At 61.4% G+C, this 15,625-nt stretch carries 30 protein-coding genes; 2 read left to right on the top strand and 28 right to left on the bottom strand.

All coding sequences use genetic code 11. The features are described 5' to 3' along the window. Positions 1 to 59 precede the first annotated feature (59 nt). The 14 genes from dapD to BGP85_RS23700 form a co-directional block, all read right to left on the bottom strand. Positions 60 to 1,094, bottom strand: coding sequence for a 2,3,4,5-tetrahydropyridine-2,6-dicarboxylate N-succinyltransferase (gene dapD / locus BGP85_RS23770; protein WP_085673271.1), 1,035 nt, complete (start codon positions 1,092 to 1,094; stop codon positions 60 to 62). A gap of 31 nt (positions 1,095 to 1,125) precedes the next feature. Then, entirely contained in the window at positions 1,126 to 1,473 is a 348-nt protein-coding gene (locus tag BGP85_RS23765; RefSeq protein ID WP_103445408.1) for an ArsC family reductase, read from the bottom strand. A 67-nt stretch (positions 1,474 to 1,540) separates the two neighbouring features. Then, a complete protein-coding gene (locus BGP85_RS23760; RefSeq protein ID WP_103445407.1) occupies positions 1,541 to 2,647 on the bottom strand; it encodes a phage integrase Arm DNA-binding domain-containing protein in 1,107 nt (368 codons plus the stop codon). Beyond that, complete coding sequence (locus tag BGP85_RS23755; RefSeq protein WP_103445406.1) at positions 2,628 to 2,870, bottom strand: excisionase; 243 nt, start codon at positions 2,868 to 2,870, stop codon at positions 2,628 to 2,630. The genes BGP85_RS23760 and BGP85_RS23755 overlap by 20 nt, the downstream gene beginning before the upstream one ends. A gap of 37 nt (positions 2,871 to 2,907) precedes the next feature. After that, positions 2,908 to 3,231: a hypothetical protein gene (locus BGP85_RS23750; protein WP_103445405.1), complete on the bottom strand. Its 324-nt coding sequence runs from the start codon at positions 3,229 to 3,231 to the stop codon at positions 2,908 to 2,910. 55 nt (positions 3,232 to 3,286) lie between these two features. Continuing rightward, on the bottom strand, positions 3,287 to 3,478 hold the full coding sequence (locus BGP85_RS23745; protein ID WP_103445404.1) for a hypothetical protein: 192 nt from the start codon (positions 3,476 to 3,478) through the stop codon (positions 3,287 to 3,289). A 46-nt stretch (positions 3,479 to 3,524) separates the two neighbouring features. Then, the gene (locus BGP85_RS23740; protein ID WP_103445403.1) at positions 3,525 to 3,815 is read right to left on the bottom strand and encodes a hypothetical protein; all 291 of its coding nucleotides are present in this window, start codon (positions 3,813 to 3,815) and stop codon (positions 3,525 to 3,527) included. Further along, positions 3,812 to 4,210: a phage protein NinX family protein gene (locus BGP85_RS23735; RefSeq protein ID WP_103445402.1), complete on the bottom strand. Its 399-nt coding sequence runs from the start codon at positions 4,208 to 4,210 to the stop codon at positions 3,812 to 3,814. Before BGP85_RS23735 ends, BGP85_RS23740 begins: the two co-directional genes overlap by 4 nt. Before the next feature lie 274 nt (positions 4,211 to 4,484). Beyond that, positions 4,485 to 4,736 carry a hypothetical protein gene (locus tag BGP85_RS23725; RefSeq protein ID WP_103445400.1) on the bottom strand — a complete coding sequence of 84 codons (252 nt, stop codon included), beginning with the start codon at positions 4,734 to 4,736 and terminating at the stop codon, positions 4,485 to 4,487. Continuing rightward, positions 4,733 to 5,668: a hypothetical protein gene (locus BGP85_RS23720; protein WP_103445399.1), complete on the bottom strand. Its 936-nt coding sequence runs from the start codon at positions 5,666 to 5,668 to the stop codon at positions 4,733 to 4,735. Before BGP85_RS23720 ends, BGP85_RS23725 begins: the two co-directional genes overlap by 4 nt. Further along, positions 5,665 to 5,988 (bottom strand): hypothetical protein, encoded by a 324-nt coding sequence (locus BGP85_RS23715; protein ID WP_103445398.1) that lies wholly within the window; start codon positions 5,986 to 5,988, stop codon positions 5,665 to 5,667. The genes BGP85_RS23720 and BGP85_RS23715 overlap by 4 nt, the downstream gene beginning before the upstream one ends. An 84-nt stretch (positions 5,989 to 6,072) precedes the next feature. Continuing rightward, positions 6,073 to 6,261, bottom strand: coding sequence for a hypothetical protein (locus tag BGP85_RS23710; RefSeq protein ID WP_103445397.1), 189 nt, complete (start codon positions 6,259 to 6,261; stop codon positions 6,073 to 6,075). Beyond that, positions 6,258 to 6,926 carry a hypothetical protein gene (locus BGP85_RS23705; protein WP_146048999.1) on the bottom strand — a complete coding sequence of 223 codons (669 nt, stop codon included), beginning with the start codon at positions 6,924 to 6,926 and terminating at the stop codon, positions 6,258 to 6,260. Before BGP85_RS23705 ends, BGP85_RS23710 begins: the two co-directional genes overlap by 4 nt. 105 nt (positions 6,927 to 7,031) lie before the next feature. Continuing rightward, positions 7,032 to 7,319: a hypothetical protein gene (locus tag BGP85_RS23700; protein WP_258035826.1), complete on the bottom strand. Its 288-nt coding sequence runs from the start codon at positions 7,317 to 7,319 to the stop codon at positions 7,032 to 7,034. Between the two features lie 128 nt (positions 7,320 to 7,447). On the opposite strand from BGP85_RS23700, the gene BGP85_RS23695 reads away from it, so the two are divergent. Beyond that, complete coding sequence (locus tag BGP85_RS23695; protein ID WP_103445395.1) at positions 7,448 to 7,627, top strand: hypothetical protein; 180 nt, start codon at positions 7,448 to 7,450, stop codon at positions 7,625 to 7,627. A 258-nt stretch (positions 7,628 to 7,885) separates the two neighbouring features. Here BGP85_RS23695 and BGP85_RS23690 read toward each other — a convergent pair whose 3' ends face one another. The 14 genes from BGP85_RS23690 to BGP85_RS29385 form a co-directional block, all read right to left on the bottom strand. Further along, positions 7,886 to 8,431: a hypothetical protein gene (locus tag BGP85_RS23690; protein ID WP_103445394.1), complete on the bottom strand. Its 546-nt coding sequence runs from the start codon at positions 8,429 to 8,431 to the stop codon at positions 7,886 to 7,888. A gap of 358 nt (positions 8,432 to 8,789) precedes the next feature. After that, a complete protein-coding gene (locus BGP85_RS23685; RefSeq protein ID WP_103445393.1) occupies positions 8,790 to 9,359 on the bottom strand; it encodes a hypothetical protein in 570 nt (189 codons plus the stop codon). Then, positions 9,334 to 9,699 (bottom strand): DUF7740 domain-containing protein, encoded by a 366-nt coding sequence (locus tag BGP85_RS23680; RefSeq protein ID WP_103445392.1) that lies wholly within the window; start codon positions 9,697 to 9,699, stop codon positions 9,334 to 9,336. Before BGP85_RS23680 ends, BGP85_RS23685 begins: the two co-directional genes overlap by 26 nt. A gap of 81 nt (positions 9,700 to 9,780) precedes the next feature. Continuing rightward, the gene (locus BGP85_RS23675; RefSeq protein ID WP_103445391.1) at positions 9,781 to 9,969 is read right to left on the bottom strand and encodes a hypothetical protein; all 189 of its coding nucleotides are present in this window, start codon (positions 9,967 to 9,969) and stop codon (positions 9,781 to 9,783) included. 2 nt (positions 9,970 to 9,971) lie between these two features. Then, on the bottom strand, positions 9,972 to 10,472 hold the full coding sequence (locus tag BGP85_RS23670; protein ID WP_103445390.1) for a single-stranded DNA-binding protein: 501 nt from the start codon (positions 10,470 to 10,472) through the stop codon (positions 9,972 to 9,974). Next, complete coding sequence (locus BGP85_RS23665; protein WP_103445389.1) at positions 10,469 to 11,329, bottom strand: ATP-binding protein; 861 nt, start codon at positions 11,327 to 11,329, stop codon at positions 10,469 to 10,471. Before BGP85_RS23665 ends, BGP85_RS23670 begins: the two co-directional genes overlap by 4 nt. A 10-nt stretch (positions 11,330 to 11,339) precedes the next feature. Next, positions 11,340 to 11,486, bottom strand: coding sequence for a hypothetical protein (locus BGP85_RS29005; protein ID WP_181004455.1), 147 nt, complete (start codon positions 11,484 to 11,486; stop codon positions 11,340 to 11,342). Positions 11,487 to 11,785: 299 nt separating this feature from the next. After that, positions 11,786 to 12,001, bottom strand: coding sequence for a hypothetical protein (locus tag BGP85_RS23660; protein ID WP_103445388.1), 216 nt, complete (start codon positions 11,999 to 12,001; stop codon positions 11,786 to 11,788). Further along, positions 11,998 to 12,228 (bottom strand): hypothetical protein, encoded by a 231-nt coding sequence (locus tag BGP85_RS23655; RefSeq protein WP_103445387.1) that lies wholly within the window; start codon positions 12,226 to 12,228, stop codon positions 11,998 to 12,000. Before BGP85_RS23655 ends, BGP85_RS23660 begins: the two co-directional genes overlap by 4 nt. Next, complete coding sequence (locus BGP85_RS23650; protein WP_103445386.1) at positions 12,225 to 12,479, bottom strand: hypothetical protein; 255 nt, start codon at positions 12,477 to 12,479, stop codon at positions 12,225 to 12,227. The genes BGP85_RS23655 and BGP85_RS23650 overlap by 4 nt, the downstream gene beginning before the upstream one ends. Before the next feature lie 20 nt (positions 12,480 to 12,499). After that, positions 12,500 to 12,757 carry a DUF551 domain-containing protein gene (locus tag BGP85_RS23645; RefSeq protein ID WP_103445385.1) on the bottom strand — a complete coding sequence of 86 codons (258 nt, stop codon included), beginning with the start codon at positions 12,755 to 12,757 and terminating at the stop codon, positions 12,500 to 12,502. Then, positions 12,754 to 13,122, bottom strand: a complete 369-nt coding sequence (locus tag BGP85_RS23640; RefSeq protein WP_146048998.1) for a hypothetical protein — start codon at positions 13,120 to 13,122, stop codon at positions 12,754 to 12,756. Before BGP85_RS23640 ends, BGP85_RS23645 begins: the two co-directional genes overlap by 4 nt. Before the next feature lie 702 nt (positions 13,123 to 13,824). Then, complete coding sequence (locus BGP85_RS23635; protein WP_103445383.1) at positions 13,825 to 14,607, bottom strand: hypothetical protein; 783 nt, start codon at positions 14,605 to 14,607, stop codon at positions 13,825 to 13,827. Between the two features lie 67 nt (positions 14,608 to 14,674). Beyond that, positions 14,675 to 14,809, bottom strand: a complete 135-nt coding sequence (locus tag BGP85_RS29385) for a hypothetical protein (protein WP_258035825.1) — start codon at positions 14,807 to 14,809, stop codon at positions 14,675 to 14,677. A gap of 79 nt (positions 14,810 to 14,888) precedes the next feature. On the opposite strand from BGP85_RS29385, the gene BGP85_RS23630 reads away from it, so the two are divergent. Then, on the top strand, positions 14,889 to 15,245 hold the full coding sequence (locus BGP85_RS23630) for a hypothetical protein (RefSeq protein WP_103445382.1): 357 nt from the start codon (positions 14,889 to 14,891) through the stop codon (positions 15,243 to 15,245). The last annotated feature ends 380 nt before the right edge of the window (positions 15,246 to 15,625 follow it).

The following is a 15,625-nucleotide window of genomic DNA, read 5'->3' as shown; positions in this document are numbered from 1 at the left end:
TCGGGTCTGGCACCATTGGCGCCAGACCCGATCTTAACACTTCAAACCGCCAAGGGTTCTCAGTTGTGGGCGTGCAGCGCCTCATTCAGCTCGATGGCCGACTTGTGGGTCTTGCACTCCACGGCGCCGTTCAGCGAGTTGCGGCGGAACAGCAGGTCGGTCTGGCCGGCCAGGTCGCGGGCCTTGACCACTTTCACCAGCTCGTTGTTCTCGTCCAGCAGGTTCACCTTGGTGCCAGCGGTGATGTACAGGCCGGCTTCGACGGTGTTGCGGTCACCCAGTGGGATGCCGATACCGGCGTTGGCGCCGATCAGGCAGCCTTCGCCGACCTTGATGACGATGTTGCCGCCACCGGACAGGGTGCCCATGGTCGAGCAGCCGCCGCCCAGGTCCGAGCCCTTGCCGACGAATACGCCAGCGGAAACGCGGCCTTCGATCATGCCTGGGCCTTCGGTGCCAGCGTTAAAGTTGACGAAGCCTTCGTGCATGATGGTGGTGCCTTCGCCGATGTAGGCACCCAGGCGTACACGGGCGGTGTCGGCGATACGCACGCCGGCCGGGACCACGTAGTCGGTCATCTTCGGGAACTTGTCCACCGAGAACACTTCCAGCAGCTCACCCTTCAGGCGCGCTTCCAGTTGCAGTTCGGCCAGTTCGCTCAGGTCGACAGCGCCCTGGTTGGTCCAGGCCACGTTCGGCAGCAGTGGGAAGATGCCCGCCAGGCTCAGGCCGTGCGGCTTGACCAGCCGGTGCGACAGCAGGTGCAGCTTGAGGTAGGCCTCCGGGGTCGAAGCCAGCGCGGCATCTTCGGCCAGCAGGGTGGCGACCAGCGGCTTGTGGCTCTCGGCCAGGCGGGTCAGCAGGGCAGCCTGGGCGGCGTCGACGCCTTTCACGGCTTCGGCCAGCTGGGCGGCCTGGGCGTTGCTGAAGGCGATGGCCTGGTTGCCGCCTTCGTAGCCAAGGATCGGCGCTACTGCGGCGACCAGCTCGGCGCTCGGGTTGAGCAGGGGTTGTGCGTAGAACACTTCCAGCCAGGTGCCCTGGCGGTTCTGGGAGCCGACACCGAAGGCCAGGCTGAACAGGGTATTGGACATGTGATTACCTCGTGCGAAATAGGGTGGGGGCTCAGGCCAGCGCGGCGGCGTACAGGTCTGGCTTGAAGCCGACCAGGGTGCGCTCGCCAAGGTCGAGCACCGGGCGCTTGATCATCGACGGTTGGGCGTGCATCAGTTCGACGGCCTTGGCCTGGTCGAGGTCGGCCTTGCTGGCGTCGTCGAGCTTGCGGAAGGTGGTGCCGGCACGGTTGAGGATGACTTCCCAGCCGTGTTCGTCGCACCAGCGGTTCAGGCTGTCGCGGTCGATGCCTTGGGTCTTGTAGTCGTGGAATTCGTAGGCGATGGCTTTGTCGTCGAGCCAGGTACGCGCCTTTTTCATGGTGTCACAGGCTTTTATGCCGTAAAGAGTGTAAGTCATTGAATTTAAAGGGGCTGGGAATCCTCCCCAAAACCTCCCCAATATCTCCCTAAAATTAGTCGCAGGATTATGCGACATCGATCCACTCAGCGCCACGGCTGTCGCGGTATAGATCGGTCATCTTGGCCGAACGGTGACCCAGCAGTCGCTGTGCGTCTCGGCCTTCATCCTCGTGCAGGCGCGCTGCCAGCGACCGCTGTTCATGGAAGGTTGGCGGGCTGGCGCCTAGGTCGAGGCCAAGTTTCTCCGCTGCCCGGTCTCGAGCTGCAGCGAACTCTTTGCTGATTGTGTCGAGCATGACGGGAGTACCCGCCTTTGCGCGGCTGATTGTCCGGTGATGGTGCACCAGGTGCTTCGACAGCACCCGATCCCGGCAACGCCGTATCACTTCACCCAGGCTCAGACTGATGCATTCCAGCGTTACGCTGGTGCTGATCCTCACCCTGGCCCCCGTCTTCGATTGGACTACCTGCAGGAATCCGTCCACTTCATCCTTGAAAACGAATGAAGCAATGTCTTCTCGGCGCTGCCCGGTTATAAGGGCGAGTTCCATGGCGCGCTTGAGCCAGGGCTGTGCCGCCTCTTCGTAGATCGCTTTCCACAACTCGAGCGTCAGGCGCTGGCGCTTGATCTTCACCCGTGCGGCTCTGGTGGCTTCGACAGGGTTGGTGTCGACCCATCCCCTGGCCATGGCTTCCATAAAGAGGTCACGAAGAAGAGAGCGCATGACCCTGGCCATCTGCGCTTTGCCCTCTTTGACGTAGGTCGCCAGGTAATCGGCGATGTCCATGGTGGTCAGCGAGCGTATACTCCGATCGCCGAAGGCTTTCTCGATCCGATTCAAGCGCATGTGAAGGTTGCGCATACTGGACTCAGAAAGCTCGCGATCCTTCAGAATATCCCGATACTCGACGATCCATTCGCGGAAGTTTCGGCCAGGCGTCACCGGTTCCGGAGCCATGCGAGCTGAGAGCGTGGGCGGGGCAACCTGAAGCGCCATATTGGCGGCGACCGCTTCCGCGATCGCCTTGGCCTTGTCACTGCCCAGGCCAAACATCCGGTTGCTCACAGGGTCTCGGTACGTGTAGTAGGTGACCCCGTTTCGCTTGTCGGTCTTTCTGTAGAGGTTAGGCGGTAGGTCCTTTGATCCAGGTTTACGCGGCCTGGGCGCCATATCGTGCACTCGCAATTCGATTGACAAGAGAGCTGCCCACAGGAACGCGGGGCAGCGGTTCGGGCTCCCGGTAGCAGGCATCAGCTTCAACATAGTAGCTGCGGCCGTGCTTGATCGGGGCCGGGGTGATCAGGCCCTCGCGGGCCCAACGGCGAAGGGTGTTGCTGCTGGGCGGCGTTCTGAAGTGATCGTGCGCCCATTCGTCGAGGGTGACTTTGCACATGATGGTCTCCACGCCGCCGGTGGCGGCAGGTTGGTGGTCAGTCGACCTGGTAGTAGACGTAGCAGTTGACGCCCTGAGCCTTGAGCGAGGCTTGCATCGCTTGCACGCCAGCGCTGTGCTGATTGCCGATGCCTGGCCAAGGCGTATTAAGGTGCACGCCTTGCTGGTGGTACCGGCTTTTCTTTTGCACATAGCCGGGCAGACCCTGCAGCTGGCTGGCACGAAGGCCCGGCACCGGAATCACTACGCGGTCTAAGTTGGCGCTGCCGCCATCATTGGTGCAGGCCGCTGCGGCCGCTTTGCCAGCCTCGGTGGCAATGCGCACCTTCTCGGGCAGACCGGCCAATTCTTCTTTCGTCATGGCGTGGCTCTCCATGCCCGCGCATGTCGGCGGGCTTGAGTTGTAGGGGGAGGGGTTAGGCTTCTGGTTCGAAGCAGCGTTTGTAGCGCGCGCGGTAATCGTCGCGCTCCAGGTTGTCGAGCAACTCTTGCTCGCGGCCGTCGGCCCACATCTGCTGATGGCGCTTGTTGCATGTGAATCCGGTGTCCGACTCGCTTTCACCGTCAACCCACTCCAGCCATTTGCATGAGTTGCAGTTCTTGCTCATCGCGGCCCCCTGTAGATCAGGTAGGTCATGTACATCAGGGGCAGGATCATGGCTGGGCCTCCTTGGTCATGGCGATTAGCGCCATAACCCGATCACACTCGGTATCCAGATCGAAATCCAGTTCGTTCGCCTTGCGTGCCAGGACCACCATCGTTCGGATTGGACACTCCTTAATGAGCTGATACCGCTCGGCATCCTTGCGCAGCGCCTCGCATTCGGCCTTGAGCTGGTCGTAGGCCTCTGCCATCACGACATAAGGACCATGCGGGTCGTAGCTGATGCGGTTGCCGCTCTCGGAAAGCATCTTGACGACCTTGTAGCGGTAGACTTCGGTCATGGCATCAGCTCCTTGGGCACCTGGACGGTATCGCCGAGCTTGGCGGCGACGATGGCGCGGCACAGCGCAATAAGTGGTGTCTTCCCAGATCGCCAGGCCAAGGCCCCGCTGATACGGACTCGTGCGATAGCCAGGGTTTGGTACATCTGGTTCGGAAAACCACGGACCATGGCGGCATACTTCTCGATCAGCTCGCCGCCCAGCGCCCAGTCTTCGTGCGGGTTGTAGAGCACATCCCACTCAAGTGCCTGGCCGCGCTTCTTCCAGAACACGCGCCTCGGCACGTTGTACTGAGGGCCTACCAGGAAAACCTCAAGGCCTTCAGCCTGGGCGACGGCCCAGTCGAGGGCGTGACCGACCAGGTCCGCCGTCTTCACTTCGATCAGGTCGGTCATGGCGTCACCTGCTTCGGGTAGGGCGGCTGGGTTGAGATGGAGAACGAGCCGATCAGCGGGAGTCGTGCCCAGGCCCCGAAGTGGCCTTGGCCAACTACGTACCGAGTGCCTGCAGCCATGGACGGTCCGAAGGCCGGGAGGCACAGCGCCTTCTTTGGCTTTCTCCACCAGACCGCCCAGCGCCAGTAGCCACATTTCAGCGCCCAGCTGGCGACAACGGCTTCCTCTTTGCCGCCGTAGCACCACCTCAGTCCAAGGAACAGCTTTCCAATCTTCACAGTTGATACCTCTCATCAATCCAGCGCCCAGGCGCCAGTGCGGGTGTAGGTTCGGGTTGTGTTTCGTGCGGGGAGAGCTGGCGCTGGTTGCCGGCCTGCAGCTGGCTGTCGGGGATGCAGCTGATGCCGACCCCGTTGAGCAGGTAGCAGGTGACGCCGCGCTGGATGTCGTGCTGCACGTCGATGACGTTATCGGTTGCGCTGGCGCCGGTGGCCAGCAGCAGGAGGCAGAGGGCTAGGCGGGTCATTGGTTGGCCTCGCGCAGGTGTTCGGTGTAGGCCTCTGCGTTGCACTTCGGGCAGGGGATGTCGCCGCCGCTCAGCAGTGGTCCGCCCGGCACATCGCAGCTGTCCTCATCCCACAGGAAGCCATCGACACACTGGGCGTCGGGATACGGCGCGCCGAAGTGACTGCCGTGGTAATCGCATCCCGCAGCATCCGGATCTATCGCCTTGAACTCGACGACCCAGACCCATGGGTTAGCGTCCCATGCGGATTCGCCGTTGATGGCCTTCCACAAGCTTGCGAAGGCATACTCCGCGCAGCCGTACCCGTCGCACTCGTTTTCCTGCGGCTCCCAGTGCCAGTTGGTGGTTGTGTGAGGATGACCACCCAGACGCGGGTCACCGTCGCATTCCTCGAAGGTCCAAGAGAGCATCCCCTCGGACCGCGCCTGCTCTTCGGTGATCTCCTGCAGGCGCTCGACGCGCACTGCTGTGATTTCCAGCAGGATTCGGCTGGCCCAGCGGGGCATGTGGATCGAGGGGCGGCCTCGGCCCTGCGAGACCATTGCGCATCCTGTCTGCCGTACGCTTCCGTCTGCCGGGTACATGATCGGCTCGCCCTGGCTGAGATCGCGAGGTGCAATCCCATCGAGCTGGGCGTCAGCTGCCCAGGCTTCGCGCACCCACAGGCGGTCACCCGGCTCGCCAAATGGGCAGGCACCAATTTCACCCACCTTTACAGCGCACTCCTGCTCAGTTCTGCCGTAGACGACAAAGCCGTAACGCGGGTGATGCTGGCCTACGGCAACCCAAGGTTCCGGGCTGTCCGGATACTCCAGGCGTGGGATCTGACCGCCTTTCACTGGCCGGCGTGTGACCGTCTTCCGGCCCTCCAGGATGGCGCGCACCATCGGCGCACTGAACAGGATTGGGCGCTCCTTCACTTGATTGGTCATGCTCGAACTTCTCCGGTAGCTGCGAAGCGCTGAAGGACAGGGAGGAGGGCGGCGACCTGCTCCCTACTCAAGTGCATGCGGGTGGTCAGCAACACCTGGTCGGGGATTGGGTAGGGCACCCAGCCCACGGTTTCCTTGGTTTGCACACCGAGGGCAGCGGCCTGGCTGGCCATGATCTGTGGTTCAGCGTTCTCGACGCCGAGCCAGATGGCAGCGCGCTCTGCCAAGCTGCTCAACTGGACGTTGCAGCGCGCGCCGTAAAGGTCAGAAAACTCAAGCAGGGCAAAGCCCCGCTCCGTCGTGCTCGGAACGATTTCCATGGGTTGGCCTTGGCCGCCATATCGCGGCAGTGAATAGAGGGGAGAGGGGTTACAGATGGCAGGAGTACATTTGTACTCATTGGGTCAGGATGGCTTGAGCGCTTGCTTTGCGATGACCTTCAGGCAGGTCTTGCAGGTGACTTCGGACTTGAACCGCGCTGATTCCCATTCCTCGCCATCACGGCGGCCACGGCCTACGCCGCAGGCCGAGAAGTGTTCGTGATCGTTGCCGTCGTGGTCGTAGTCGATGTGGGCGGCCCAGTGGATTTTCATGGCCGGACCTCCTGCTCGGCGCGAGCTTGCCAGCCCTCCCAAGAGTCCTGAACGCTTTGGTTCCGGTAGTAATCGGGGCAGTCTTCGTCGCGTACCAGGTCGCAGACCCGGTGGTGATGCTCGAAGGCAGCCCGCTCATCGAGATCAACAGGTGCACTCGGCTTTGTGTTTCCCTTGAGTTCATCCAGGATGTCGCGCAGGTAGCCCGTGGCCACGCTGGGCTGGGTGCCCGAGCAATCGACCAGCCTTTGGACGAAAGCGGTGGCTTTGTTCATCCGCTCGACCTCACTGGTATTGGTCATCGGCCCCAGGCCAACAATCGGCAGCCCAGTCGCTTCCGCATCCCGCTCAGCTTCTTCTTTGGTCCACCAGAAGGCAGTACCAACCATCCACGCTATCGGCTCGGCGTGGGGCTGCGGGGCTGCCATGGCCTGGATGATGTTCAGCAGATCATGGCGCTCAAGTTCGTCGCAGTCGCCCAGGCACAGGCGGTCGCCAATGTCGCGCGTGCACTGCGCATCGTCCTCGGTCAACTCTTCGGAGCTGCCAAGCCAGCCGCAGCGGCGGCATTGGGCGGGGTAATAACGACCAACCAGCGGCTCCAGGCCAATGTATGGCGGCACGCTGACCATCTCTGTGTTGCTGGATCGGTTTTCTGTGGGCATGGGATACCTCGAGTCATGCGGCTTTCGATTCAGGCTGCCAGTCGGACCAACCGATCCTTGGCATCTTGGTCTTGGGGTTCATGATGGGATTGCCCTTCGCGTCGGTCATGGCGCAGCGGGCCCGAATTCGCAGGTCGCGGCACTCGCCCGAGCGCTTGGCCAGGTCGATGAACTGCTGGGCGTACTGGGGGCGTCGAACATGTTGCTGAGCTGCTTCACCTTCTCGCCGCTCATGAGCTTGTCGACGTACTTGGCCACTGCCTCTTCCCACTGGGCTGGCGTCAGCTGAATCGATGGTCCGCCCGGCTTGCCAGGCTTGCTGGTTTTGACGCGCTTCTTGGCCTCGGCCAGGGCTACATCACGGGTCATGCCGAACACTGCGAATGTGCTCATGGTGATCTCCAGGCAGGCGCCGCCCTCGCCGGGGAGGCGTTATCGTTGAATAGGGGAAGGCGCCGCGTGGCGCTCGTGGTTCTGGTGCGCTATCACTTCTTGGTCGACTCGACCTGGTGGAGGTCGCCATGACACTGAAAAGCGATACCGAGGCCCTTGCCTCGATCGAGGAAGAAGCCCAGGCGATGCTGAAAAAGATAGGGCTGCCCGACGACCACCTGAAGAAGGACATGGTCATCTGCCTGCGCCAGATCATTGCGATTGCCCGCTACCGGAAAGGCCTGGGCGCCGACCCTGTCGTTGAATAGGGGAAGGCGTTGGCGGTCAGCACCGAGTTTTTGATGAACTTCTGAGAAGCGATTCTGCTCTGAGCTCTGTACCGCGAAACGCAATGCTTCGCGGCAGACAAGATCAACAATTGCTCGCGGAAGCTCAGGAATGTTCTCGGAAGACTTTTACGGCGTGTACCTCGTGGCTGAGGTCGTCCTGGTTGTTGCTGTTCTGGCCGTCGCTCTGCATTTCAGCCAAGACACGTAGTTCGATCGCTGGCGGGCAGCGCCGCAGGATCAGTCGGCGATCGGGAACTGCTTGGCCAGGGCCTGCTGCACTGTCGCGATGATGCGGCAGAGGTAGTCCCAGTCGGGGTTGCGCTCCATGGCATCAGCCGGCAGGTTCCACCAGTCGTCACCGAAAACGCGGTGCATGAACTCGCGGTGGGCGCCGCCGCACTCATCGAGCGAGCTGGTGTGGCGAACATCCTCGGCCTCGTCGAGCAGGCTCCGGGCGTCTTCTGCATCCAGATCCCGGTCACGCCTCATCTGCACGATGACCTTCCGTGCCTTGTCCGCCAGCGCCTCAGCACTGAACCGGCGAGAGCTCAGCGACCGATCGAAGTAGCCGATGATGTAGGCGTCGTGCAGCTTGCAGAAAAACTGGCCGATAGTCAGTCCATCCCACATGCCGCCCCAGTAGGCGTGCCAGCTTTTGTCGTAGCAGCTGACGGTGATCTTGCCTTTGCAGGGCGCGAAGTCTTCCAGGTACACGCTGATCGGGTCCAGGCCTTCGGCGCCGGTGATCAGCAGCTTGGTGACGGTCGATGTCTCGACTTTCATGTTGTGCTCCGGGCATGCGCCGCCCCCGTGCTGGCGGCGGCATGGTGGCAATTTGGTTTGGGATGGGGTATTACGAGAGGCTCTAGGTAGCCAACTGCTGAGGAAGAAGGAATGCGGGAATCCACCGTATCGGAAGACGCACTAACCGCTCACGGCATTGAGATCTGTACGAGACACGGCAAAGCATATGAGCTTGCTGAAATGTTGAATTTCTGCGTTGCGATAGCCAAAAAAGGGCTTCAATCGCGCGTCATTCGACTGTTTTATGATTCCAACAGTTGCTGCTGTACCTTTGAGCTATGCCCAAGCGTCGAGCAGCACGACGAAGTTGGCCGCGAAATCCTCGCAACAGCACTAGCTACGATTGGCCAATTCGATTGGTTCGGTTACATAGAGCATGGGGCGCCTCTGGAAGCCGACTTGGAGGAATGACTTCGTCGCCTGGGTCTTGCTGAATCATCAGCATGCTCTTCCTATCGAAGGCCAGGGCCAGGCGCGGCGATATGCTGATCTGGTGCCGCGGCGGGGTGAGGAACTTCGCCGCGTGCAGCCTGCCCAGGGCGTGGATGCCGTGAATCAGCGATTCGATCATCTGGCTGTATGTGGCATCTGCCCAGCCGCATATCGCCCGCAGGTGCTGGCCCGTTCGCTTCCTGGCTGATAGCCGCAGTGGCTCGGTCCGCGCCACGTTTCGATGAGCTTCGATTTCGTGGCGCGCGATCCTGAAAAGTGCGTGATGCCCAAGCGCCTCGATGTGATGAATCATCAGCGTCATCGCCTCGCCCTGTTCCTCGATCCCGGCCCACTCCATCAGCTCCAGAAGGGTTCGCTTTGTGCCTGAGCGAACCTTTAAATGCAGGTTTTCTTCCTGCAGTCTTGCCGCCTTTTCGCGCCGGCGCTGGTCACGCTGCTGCTGCGTCAGAGCCATCATCGCCTCCATTGCGCACAAAGCGAGTGCCCGGGGCGTACTCCAGCAGGTCGCACACCCGGTTGATGATCTTGAGCGCAGCGTCGAACACTTTGGCGTCGTCCGGCTCGCGGGCCAGGCGCTTCATGTTCGGCTGGTGCTCCAGGCAGACCTTGCCCACCAACCGCCGGGCCAGCCTGCGCAGGTGATCGGCGCTGTCGTGCAGACGCAGGCTCAGCGCGAAGGCCAGGGCCACATCATCAGGCCGGTACTGGCCGCCGCTGCGGGTGTTGTACAGCTTCTTGACCGGCCGATTCATCCAGGCCGGAAGGGTTACCACTCCAGAAGGTGCTTTCTGCATTTCGGTGCTCCGTGAGGCCGCTGGGCGGTAGGTGGAACTGTTCTTGCCGCCGGCGCCGGCGGACCATGTTGTTGATCCGCCTCATGCCGCGCGCGCCGCGTCGATCTGCTCGGTGAGTTCTAACAGCTGCTGGGTCAGGTTCTCGATGGTGGCGGCGCCGCGTACTCGTTCAGCGCGGCCCCACTGACAGCTGCGGTTGAACAGTAGCTGCAGGTGATGCTCAAGTTCCTTCCGGCGCTGGAGCATGTCGAGGATGGTTGCGAGTGGCATGGCTATGCACCTGCGAGAGGGTGGAGCGGGGCGAACGGGATGTCGTCGTCGAAGTTATCCGGCGGTGCCGCTTGCTGGTTCTGCTGGGGCGCCTGGCGATGCTGCTGGTGTGGCTGTTGCTGCTGAGGCTGGCGCCGCTGCTGCCCGGCGCCCTGGTTATCCTGCCGACCACCCAGCAGCTGCATGGTGCCGTTGATATCGACGTGCACCTCGGTGCTGTACCGCTTGATGCCGTCCTTCTCCCATTCGCGAGTCTTGAGCTTGCCCTCGATGTAGCACTGGGAACCCTTGCGCAGATACTCGCCGGCAATCTCCGCCACCTTGCCGAACAGCACCACGCGGTGCCATTCGGTCTTCTCGACCTTCTGGCCGGTCTGCTTGTCTGTCCAAGCCTCGCTGGTGGCCAGGCTCAAGCTGGTGACCGCGTTGCCATTGGGAAGGTAGCGGACCTCTGGATCCTGGCCGCAGGTTCCTACCAGGATGACTTTGTTGACGCCTCTCATGCTGCTTTCTCCGCGAGTTTTGCTTTGCGTTGGTCCTTGGCCGCATTCAGCTGCGCCAAATGGTCGGGTGACTGCTCAAGGATCCGGTACGCCGCCGAGTACACGCTCTGCAGCTCCTGCATTGTCTCGGTAACCGGGATCTTCGACAGAGCATCTTGCAGAGCTGTGGTCTGCAGGTCGGCCTGCGACTTGCCGTCGTTCAGCCAGGCCAGCAGTCGCCGCCCGGTGTCCTCGCTGATCACCTCAGGCTGGTCGAACAGCTTCGTACGGTCCTTGCTGGCGATAGCGGCGTGCCCGTCGTGGGTGATGTCTAGCACCACGGTGAACTCGTAGTCGGTGCCGTCTCGCTGCTCGGACTTCATGCCGAGCTTGAGGATCTTCTTGCCTTCGCCCTGGACCGTCTCGGTCTTGCTCCGCATGGTGCAGATTATGTGCAGCGGACTGGTCAGGATCTTGTCCGTCAGCTTGCGATGGCGCGGCGTGGTTTCGTTCCAGGCCGCCCAGGTGTTGCCCTTAAACTTCTGGTGCGCGAGCTTCTCGTTCGACTCCAGGCAGCCGCCAGAGCCGGTCCACTCATGCGAGTAGCTGTCGATGATGAGCACGCCATAGCCGGCCTGCTCCGCGGCGGTGATCGCCTCCGCGTAGCGCTCGGGCGAGTAGGGCGCGTGCAGTTCGAGCACGTCGAAGTCGGCAATGTCGGCGTACAGCGACGCGCTGCCATGCTCGGTGTCGATCACTGCGATCCGGCCGCCCAGGCCCTTGGCCATGAGCAGCGCTGACATGGTCTTTCCAGACCCGGATGGCCCAGCAAGTGCCAGCCGTAGCTTGGCCTGCTTGCGTTCGGCTTTCTTGAACATGGGGATGCCCTCAGTTCGGTTGGTTGTCCCACTGCCGCTCAATGCGAGCGGCCTCTTCTTCGTACTCTTTGCGCTCGTCGCCCTGGTACTGCTCAGGCGAGAACGATCCGACCGTCATCCAGTCGAGCTGGGCGGCCAGGCGGGGTGTTGTGTTCATGGTTGCCTCAGGAGGTGATACAGCCGGCGTAAGCGCTGGCGAGCATCCAAGCGGTGCAGAGGGATAAGGCGATGAAGCTGCCGCGCCAGGTGGCGAAGCGGCGGGCGCGCTGGTGGCTGGTCATTGCAGCTCCCTCCAGCCGAGCACGCCGCCAATGTATACGCCGTCATGAGTAGCCCACCGGGCCTCATGGGAGTGGAATCGGCATCTCCAGCGAACGCGTGATCCGTTGTCGAGTTGGCGTAGTACTTGAACTACTCGGTTACTATCAGGAACGCCTGATTTCCAGCCAACCAACTTCATGACCGCACCTCGTAGGCCAGGGTGCACATACCGCAGAGATAGGCCCGGCCCGACCATGCCGCCGGATTCTCGATGTGCGCCATGCGCGCCTGGTTCATGGCGTCTTCCAAGGTCAGGCCTTTGAACACCATGAGGATTCGGTCGTCAGGAACTGCGTGCGCAGCCTCAGCAACCTGCTCGTCAATAAGCGACATCACGATAGGCGTTGTCATGCCACCCTCCCGATCGCTACCAGCAATGCCTTGCTGTTGCGATCTATCGCCCGGTTCAAGCGCTCCGTGTAGCCGCGCTGCTTGGGAAGATCGATCGCGCCGGTAAGCCCGGCCAGGTCGATAGCCATCGTCAGCTCGCCGCGCAGCCCCTCACTGAACGAGGCGTCGATGGCCTCGAATCGCGAGTTGATGATGGCGACCACCTCCTCGCGTGTTCCTTTGTTCATGCAGTCCTCCGAGCGGCACCTGAGCCGCACATGGCTTCCATCTTGTCGAGCGCCGAGGCGATCACCCGGCGGCTTTCAATCCGCTGGCGCTCGTCGCGCTCGCTGATCATTGCGTTCCAGGCCTGGTTGTTCGCCCGGGCCTGCTTCGAGGTGAGGTGATCCGCCCAGCTGGTATCGCCAAACAGCCTGTACTGGCGATCAACCTCGCGCGCCTGGGCGCTGTCTGCGTAAAGCTCATGCTCGCGAGCCATGGTCGCCTCCAGGTGGTGGGTTACTCGGTGGGTGGAGAAGGGAGCGGCTGCCAGTGGGTGACACCGTTGCTCAGGTATATCTTCGTGTAGAGCTGGTTGCCGGCTTCATCCAGCCCTGCGGTGACATCGCCGAAGTAGTCTTGGATGTGCACCATGTCCATGCCGCCCTTTGGCCAGGCATGGCGCCCAGCGTGCAGTGAGGTGCCGTCGGCGTAAGCGAGAACAGAGTCATCCTGTAGCTCGGGCAGCCTGTCGCTGCACTTGATCCAGTTGCTCATGGCTTCACCCGGGCCTTGGCGATGGCTTCCCGGATCATGTCAGCCACAACGACTTGGCGAGCATGCCGACTTGCGCCGCCGTCCTTTGCTGTAGAGCTTGGAGCCATTCCGCACTCAACTGCAGCCTCAAGCGCAGCCAGCAATTCAGGCGCGGCGGCGATCAGCCGGGCATTGGCCTTACGCAGATTCCGGCCGAGCTCTGCCGGGACGATCTCGGTGAAGGTCACGCAGTCGCCGCAATCAGCGATCATCCAGCCGTCAGATGGGAGTGCTTTCACGCCATCGCCGCTGTCGGCGCCAAGGCCGGTGAAGACCTCGGTTTCGTTCAGGACCTCCCAAGGCCCAGGGGTGTGCTTGTTCATCATGTGAGCCTCGGTAGCCAACCGCATTGGCCAGACGCCAGGCGCGGGTGACCAAACCCACCGTGAAAGGTGGCCTGGCGCCTGCCAATGCGGTCGAATTGAAGGGAAGGGGATGCGGGTGCATCGGGAGCCACTCTCCGGGGCAAACCGGGTGTCGGGACACCTCACCAAGGGGCGAGACGCTACCCACGCTCACAATTCGCGGCGATCAACTCGCGTTCAGAGTGGCTTCCGATGAACCCCGCCAAGGGAACATCGGGCCTGCTTTTGGCCCACTGCAGGCAGGTGGTTCAGATCCGCTGGTGGAACAGCGGACGCCGTGCGCACTGTTGCAGCAGTGCTATTCCCGTTGCTGATACCCGCCGGGATTAGGGCATTAGGAGCAGGCTGCATGGACAGGCAGCCTCACTGATCAGCTCAGTGTTTTCGGGATGCATCGGGGTGTGATCTGGCCGGCGCTGATCTCCGGCTTGCGTGAGAAGTGTCAGGTTCTACCGAGCCGGTCAGCTTTCGCCCGCCGGCGCCGCGCTTGTTAGCCTGCGTCGCTGCGCATCAGCCTGCGCATTCAGATCACACTCCGATGCAGCCTCTTGCGAGGTGATCGGGCCGTCTGTTCCGGCTGTCACGCTGCCTGTGCTTTAACGTCGAACTTGCGCAGCGATTCCCGACGGCCATTTATCGTCATGCTGACGTGGCGTTGGTTGTTCAGTCGTCGAAGCCGTAGTCGAACTCGTCTTCGTCGCAATCGATGATCAAGAGGGCGCTGCCGAAATACAGAGACGCCAGCATTCGCTCCCACTTCGAGCGAACCCGCATGTTGACGGCGATCTTCTTTTCGTCGAGCTTCGCGCCAACAACATCACCGAATCGCTCTGTCGGTCTGAACCGGTCTTCGGTCGCACGCTCGCCTTGGATGTGGATGTGAAGCGAGTGCTTCAGGCTATGGATGCTGCGCTTGTCTGAGCTGTACATGAAACGGTCGCGGCTTTGTTCAGGCTCTGGGTCAAAGCCGATGTAGAGGAAGGTTGACGAGGCGATCTCGCTTTCTTCGAAGCGAATTTCTGGTCGACTCCACCGCTCCTCAGCGGCCTGATCTTTGTGATCAGCAATGAACTCATCAAGCAGGCCTTTCAATGAGATTTCACCAGTGATGAGCCCTTCGCCATCCAGGACTTCGCTGATGACCTTGTCTGCCTGCTCCAAAACGGTGGACTGCAAAGCTGCTGCCTGCCAGCGCTCGCGAAGGACATTTGCAACCAGAGCGTTGTACCGCTGAAGTTCGAAGACATCCGAGACGTTGGCCGGCAGAGCGGCTTTAACCGCCTCCTTGATGACGCCGCCGAAGTCGCCGTAGGAGCGGAACGTGTCTTTTACTACGTCCGCAAAAAGCTTTTCGATGCCCTCGTCGATCAGCTCACGAGGGCGGTCGGACTGGGCGTATGCGGCGACGCGTTCTGCGAGAAGCTCTTGCAAGGTTTGCTGGTTCATCTGGTGATTGCTCCGTGCATCCGATTGATTTCCCGGCAGCCACTCGTGGGAATGGCTGCGAGTGAAATCACCAGGAGCGCGGGCGGTGCATCAGCTCAAGGATCAGCGCCTTCTCGTAACCAGGCACGAGGCAGTTGCAGGTGTTGTTCAGGCGGTCGTACTTCACGGCGACGCGGGCTTTGCGGAATTGCTTGCGGTTCATCTCGTGTTCCTCCAGTGGATTCCCAAAGCACCCGGTCGCCCAGGTGCTTCAGTGAATACGTGGTGCTGGTGATGGCTTTATGCCGCTGGTAATCTCGGGCAAGGTGAAATCAGAGGCGAAGGCCATGGACCCGAAGAATCTCGCGGTACTGATGCAGCTCAAGCAAGCCATGGAAAAGGCGAATCCTCCCGCCATTCCTGCTCCATTCGAGCCGCCTCCACCGAGGAAGCCAAAAAGCGGCTGGATCGTCGCGAATTGCCGGTTCTGCAAGACAACCAAGTTCAGCTACAGAGCTGATTGGGTGAATCCCCCAGTGATGTGCGAGGGATGCAGGAACGAGCGAAAGACTCGATACAAGCCAGGCGAGGGTGACACTCTCTATTCGGCTACGAAGGTGTTCCACGGCGGTTCGCCAGGGTCCGGCAAAGGCAAATAGTGCTTTCCGCATACCTCTAACCAGAGGCATCTGGAGAGCATCCGGCCCGCACTCGTCGGGCCGGTAATCTCTTTTCTTGCACAGGCCAACGGTCGCTTTCCCGTCAGTGATTTTCAGCGCGACACGGGATCATGGTCCCAAGGCCAAACGCTTACTCGCCACCACGCAGCCTCTCCAGCTACGCCCTCCGAATGAGGTCTCCTATGCCCAGCGCCGACATGAGGTCGAATCGCTGCGTACCGTTGCGCGGCACGTCCGCTGGCTATGCATCGGCCAGCTCGGCGTTCATCTGGTTGTTAAAGAGCGGCGGCCGGTGAGGGCCTCGGCAGTCCCTGGTTGGTGACTGCCTGGGGTGAAATTTAGCCATGCGCTAAAGAATC

The sequence above is a fragment of the Pseudomonas putida genome (assembly GCF_002906855.1).
In the GTDB taxonomy this organism is placed as follows: domain Bacteria; phylum Pseudomonadota; class Gammaproteobacteria; order Pseudomonadales; family Pseudomonadaceae; genus Aquipseudomonas; species Aquipseudomonas putida_N.
This window is presented reverse-complemented; position numbering and strand designations above follow the sequence as displayed.

What these genes read in the sequence shown, in the direction of transcription:
- BGP85_RS23715 (WP_103445398.1), bottom strand. Translation starts at nt 5,988, where the DNA reads ATGGAAATCGTTCCGAGCACGACGGAGCGGGGCTTTGCCCTGCTTGAG.
- BGP85_RS23650 (WP_103445386.1), bottom strand. Translation starts at nt 12,479, where the DNA reads ATGGCTCGCGAGCATGAGCTTTACGCAGACAGCGCCCAGGCGCGCGAG.
- dapD (WP_085673271.1), bottom strand. Translation starts at nt 1,094, where the DNA reads ATGTCCAATACCCTGTTCAGCCTGGCCTTCGGTGTCGGCTCCCAGAAC.
- BGP85_RS23700 (WP_258035826.1), bottom strand. Translation starts at nt 7,319, where the DNA reads ATGAGCACATTCGCAGTGTTCGGCATGACCCGTGATGTAGCCCTGGCC.
- BGP85_RS23755 (WP_103445406.1), bottom strand. Translation starts at nt 2,870, where the DNA reads ATGTGCAAAGTCACCCTCGACGAATGGGCGCACGATCACTTCAGAACG.
- BGP85_RS23655 (WP_103445387.1), bottom strand. Translation starts at nt 12,228, where the DNA reads ATGAACAAAGGAACACGCGAGGAGGTGGTCGCCATCATCAACTCGCGA.
- BGP85_RS23750 (WP_103445405.1), bottom strand. Translation starts at nt 3,231, where the DNA reads ATGACGAAAGAAGAATTGGCCGGTCTGCCCGAGAAGGTGCGCATTGCC.
- BGP85_RS23665 (WP_103445389.1), bottom strand. Translation starts at nt 11,329, where the DNA reads ATGTTCAAGAAAGCCGAACGCAAGCAGGCCAAGCTACGGCTGGCACTT.
- BGP85_RS23660 (WP_103445388.1), bottom strand. Translation starts at nt 12,001, where the DNA reads ATGACAACGCCTATCGTGATGTCGCTTATTGACGAGCAGGTTGCTGAG.
- BGP85_RS23635 (WP_103445383.1), bottom strand. Translation starts at nt 14,607, where the DNA reads ATGAACCAGCAAACCTTGCAAGAGCTTCTCGCAGAACGCGTCGCCGCA.
- BGP85_RS23630 (WP_103445382.1), top strand. Translation starts at nt 14,889, where the DNA reads ATGCCGCTGGTAATCTCGGGCAAGGTGAAATCAGAGGCGAAGGCCATG.
- BGP85_RS29005 (WP_181004455.1), bottom strand. Translation starts at nt 11,486, where the DNA reads ATGAACACAACACCCCGCCTGGCCGCCCAGCTCGACTGGATGACGGTC.
- BGP85_RS23760 (WP_103445407.1), bottom strand. Translation starts at nt 2,647, where the DNA reads ATGGCGCCCAGGCCGCGTAAACCTGGATCAAAGGACCTACCGCCTAAC.
- BGP85_RS23735 (WP_103445402.1), bottom strand. Translation starts at nt 4,210, where the DNA reads ATGACCGACCTGATCGAAGTGAAGACGGCGGACCTGGTCGGTCACGCC.
- BGP85_RS23640 (WP_146048998.1), bottom strand. Translation starts at nt 13,122, where the DNA reads ATGATGAACAAGCACACCCCTGGGCCTTGGGAGGTCCTGAACGAAACC.
- BGP85_RS23710 (WP_103445397.1), bottom strand. Translation starts at nt 6,261, where the DNA reads ATGAAAATCCACTGGGCCGCCCACATCGACTACGACCACGACGGCAAC.
- BGP85_RS23680 (WP_103445392.1), bottom strand. Translation starts at nt 9,699, where the DNA reads ATGCAGAAAGCACCTTCTGGAGTGGTAACCCTTCCGGCCTGGATGAAT.
- BGP85_RS23740 (WP_103445403.1), bottom strand. Translation starts at nt 3,815, where the DNA reads ATGACCGAAGTCTACCGCTACAAGGTCGTCAAGATGCTTTCCGAGAGC.
- BGP85_RS23765 (WP_103445408.1), bottom strand. Translation starts at nt 1,473, where the DNA reads ATGACTTACACTCTTTACGGCATAAAAGCCTGTGACACCATGAAAAAG.
- BGP85_RS23685 (WP_103445393.1), bottom strand. Translation starts at nt 9,359, where the DNA reads ATGGCTCTGACGCAGCAGCAGCGTGACCAGCGCCGGCGCGAAAAGGCG.
- BGP85_RS23645 (WP_103445385.1), bottom strand. Translation starts at nt 12,757, where the DNA reads ATGAGCAACTGGATCAAGTGCAGCGACAGGCTGCCCGAGCTACAGGAT.
- BGP85_RS23725 (WP_103445400.1), bottom strand. Translation starts at nt 4,736, where the DNA reads ATGACCCGCCTAGCCCTCTGCCTCCTGCTGCTGGCCACCGGCGCCAGC.
- BGP85_RS23675 (WP_103445391.1), bottom strand. Translation starts at nt 9,969, where the DNA reads ATGCCACTCGCAACCATCCTCGACATGCTCCAGCGCCGGAAGGAACTT.
- BGP85_RS23695 (WP_103445395.1), top strand. Translation starts at nt 7,448, where the DNA reads ATGACACTGAAAAGCGATACCGAGGCCCTTGCCTCGATCGAGGAAGAA.
- BGP85_RS23745 (WP_103445404.1), bottom strand. Translation starts at nt 3,478, where the DNA reads ATGAGCAAGAACTGCAACTCATGCAAATGGCTGGAGTGGGTTGACGGT.
- BGP85_RS23690 (WP_103445394.1), bottom strand. Translation starts at nt 8,431, where the DNA reads ATGAAAGTCGAGACATCGACCGTCACCAAGCTGCTGATCACCGGCGCC.
- BGP85_RS23670 (WP_103445390.1), bottom strand. Translation starts at nt 10,472, where the DNA reads ATGAGAGGCGTCAACAAAGTCATCCTGGTAGGAACCTGCGGCCAGGAT.
- BGP85_RS23720 (WP_103445399.1), bottom strand. Translation starts at nt 5,668, where the DNA reads ATGACCAATCAAGTGAAGGAGCGCCCAATCCTGTTCAGTGCGCCGATG.
- BGP85_RS23705 (WP_146048999.1), bottom strand. Translation starts at nt 6,926, where the DNA reads ATGCCCACAGAAAACCGATCCAGCAACACAGAGATGGTCAGCGTGCCG.
- BGP85_RS29385 (WP_258035825.1), bottom strand. Translation starts at nt 14,809, where the DNA reads ATGAACCGCAAGCAATTCCGCAAAGCCCGCGTCGCCGTGAAGTACGAC.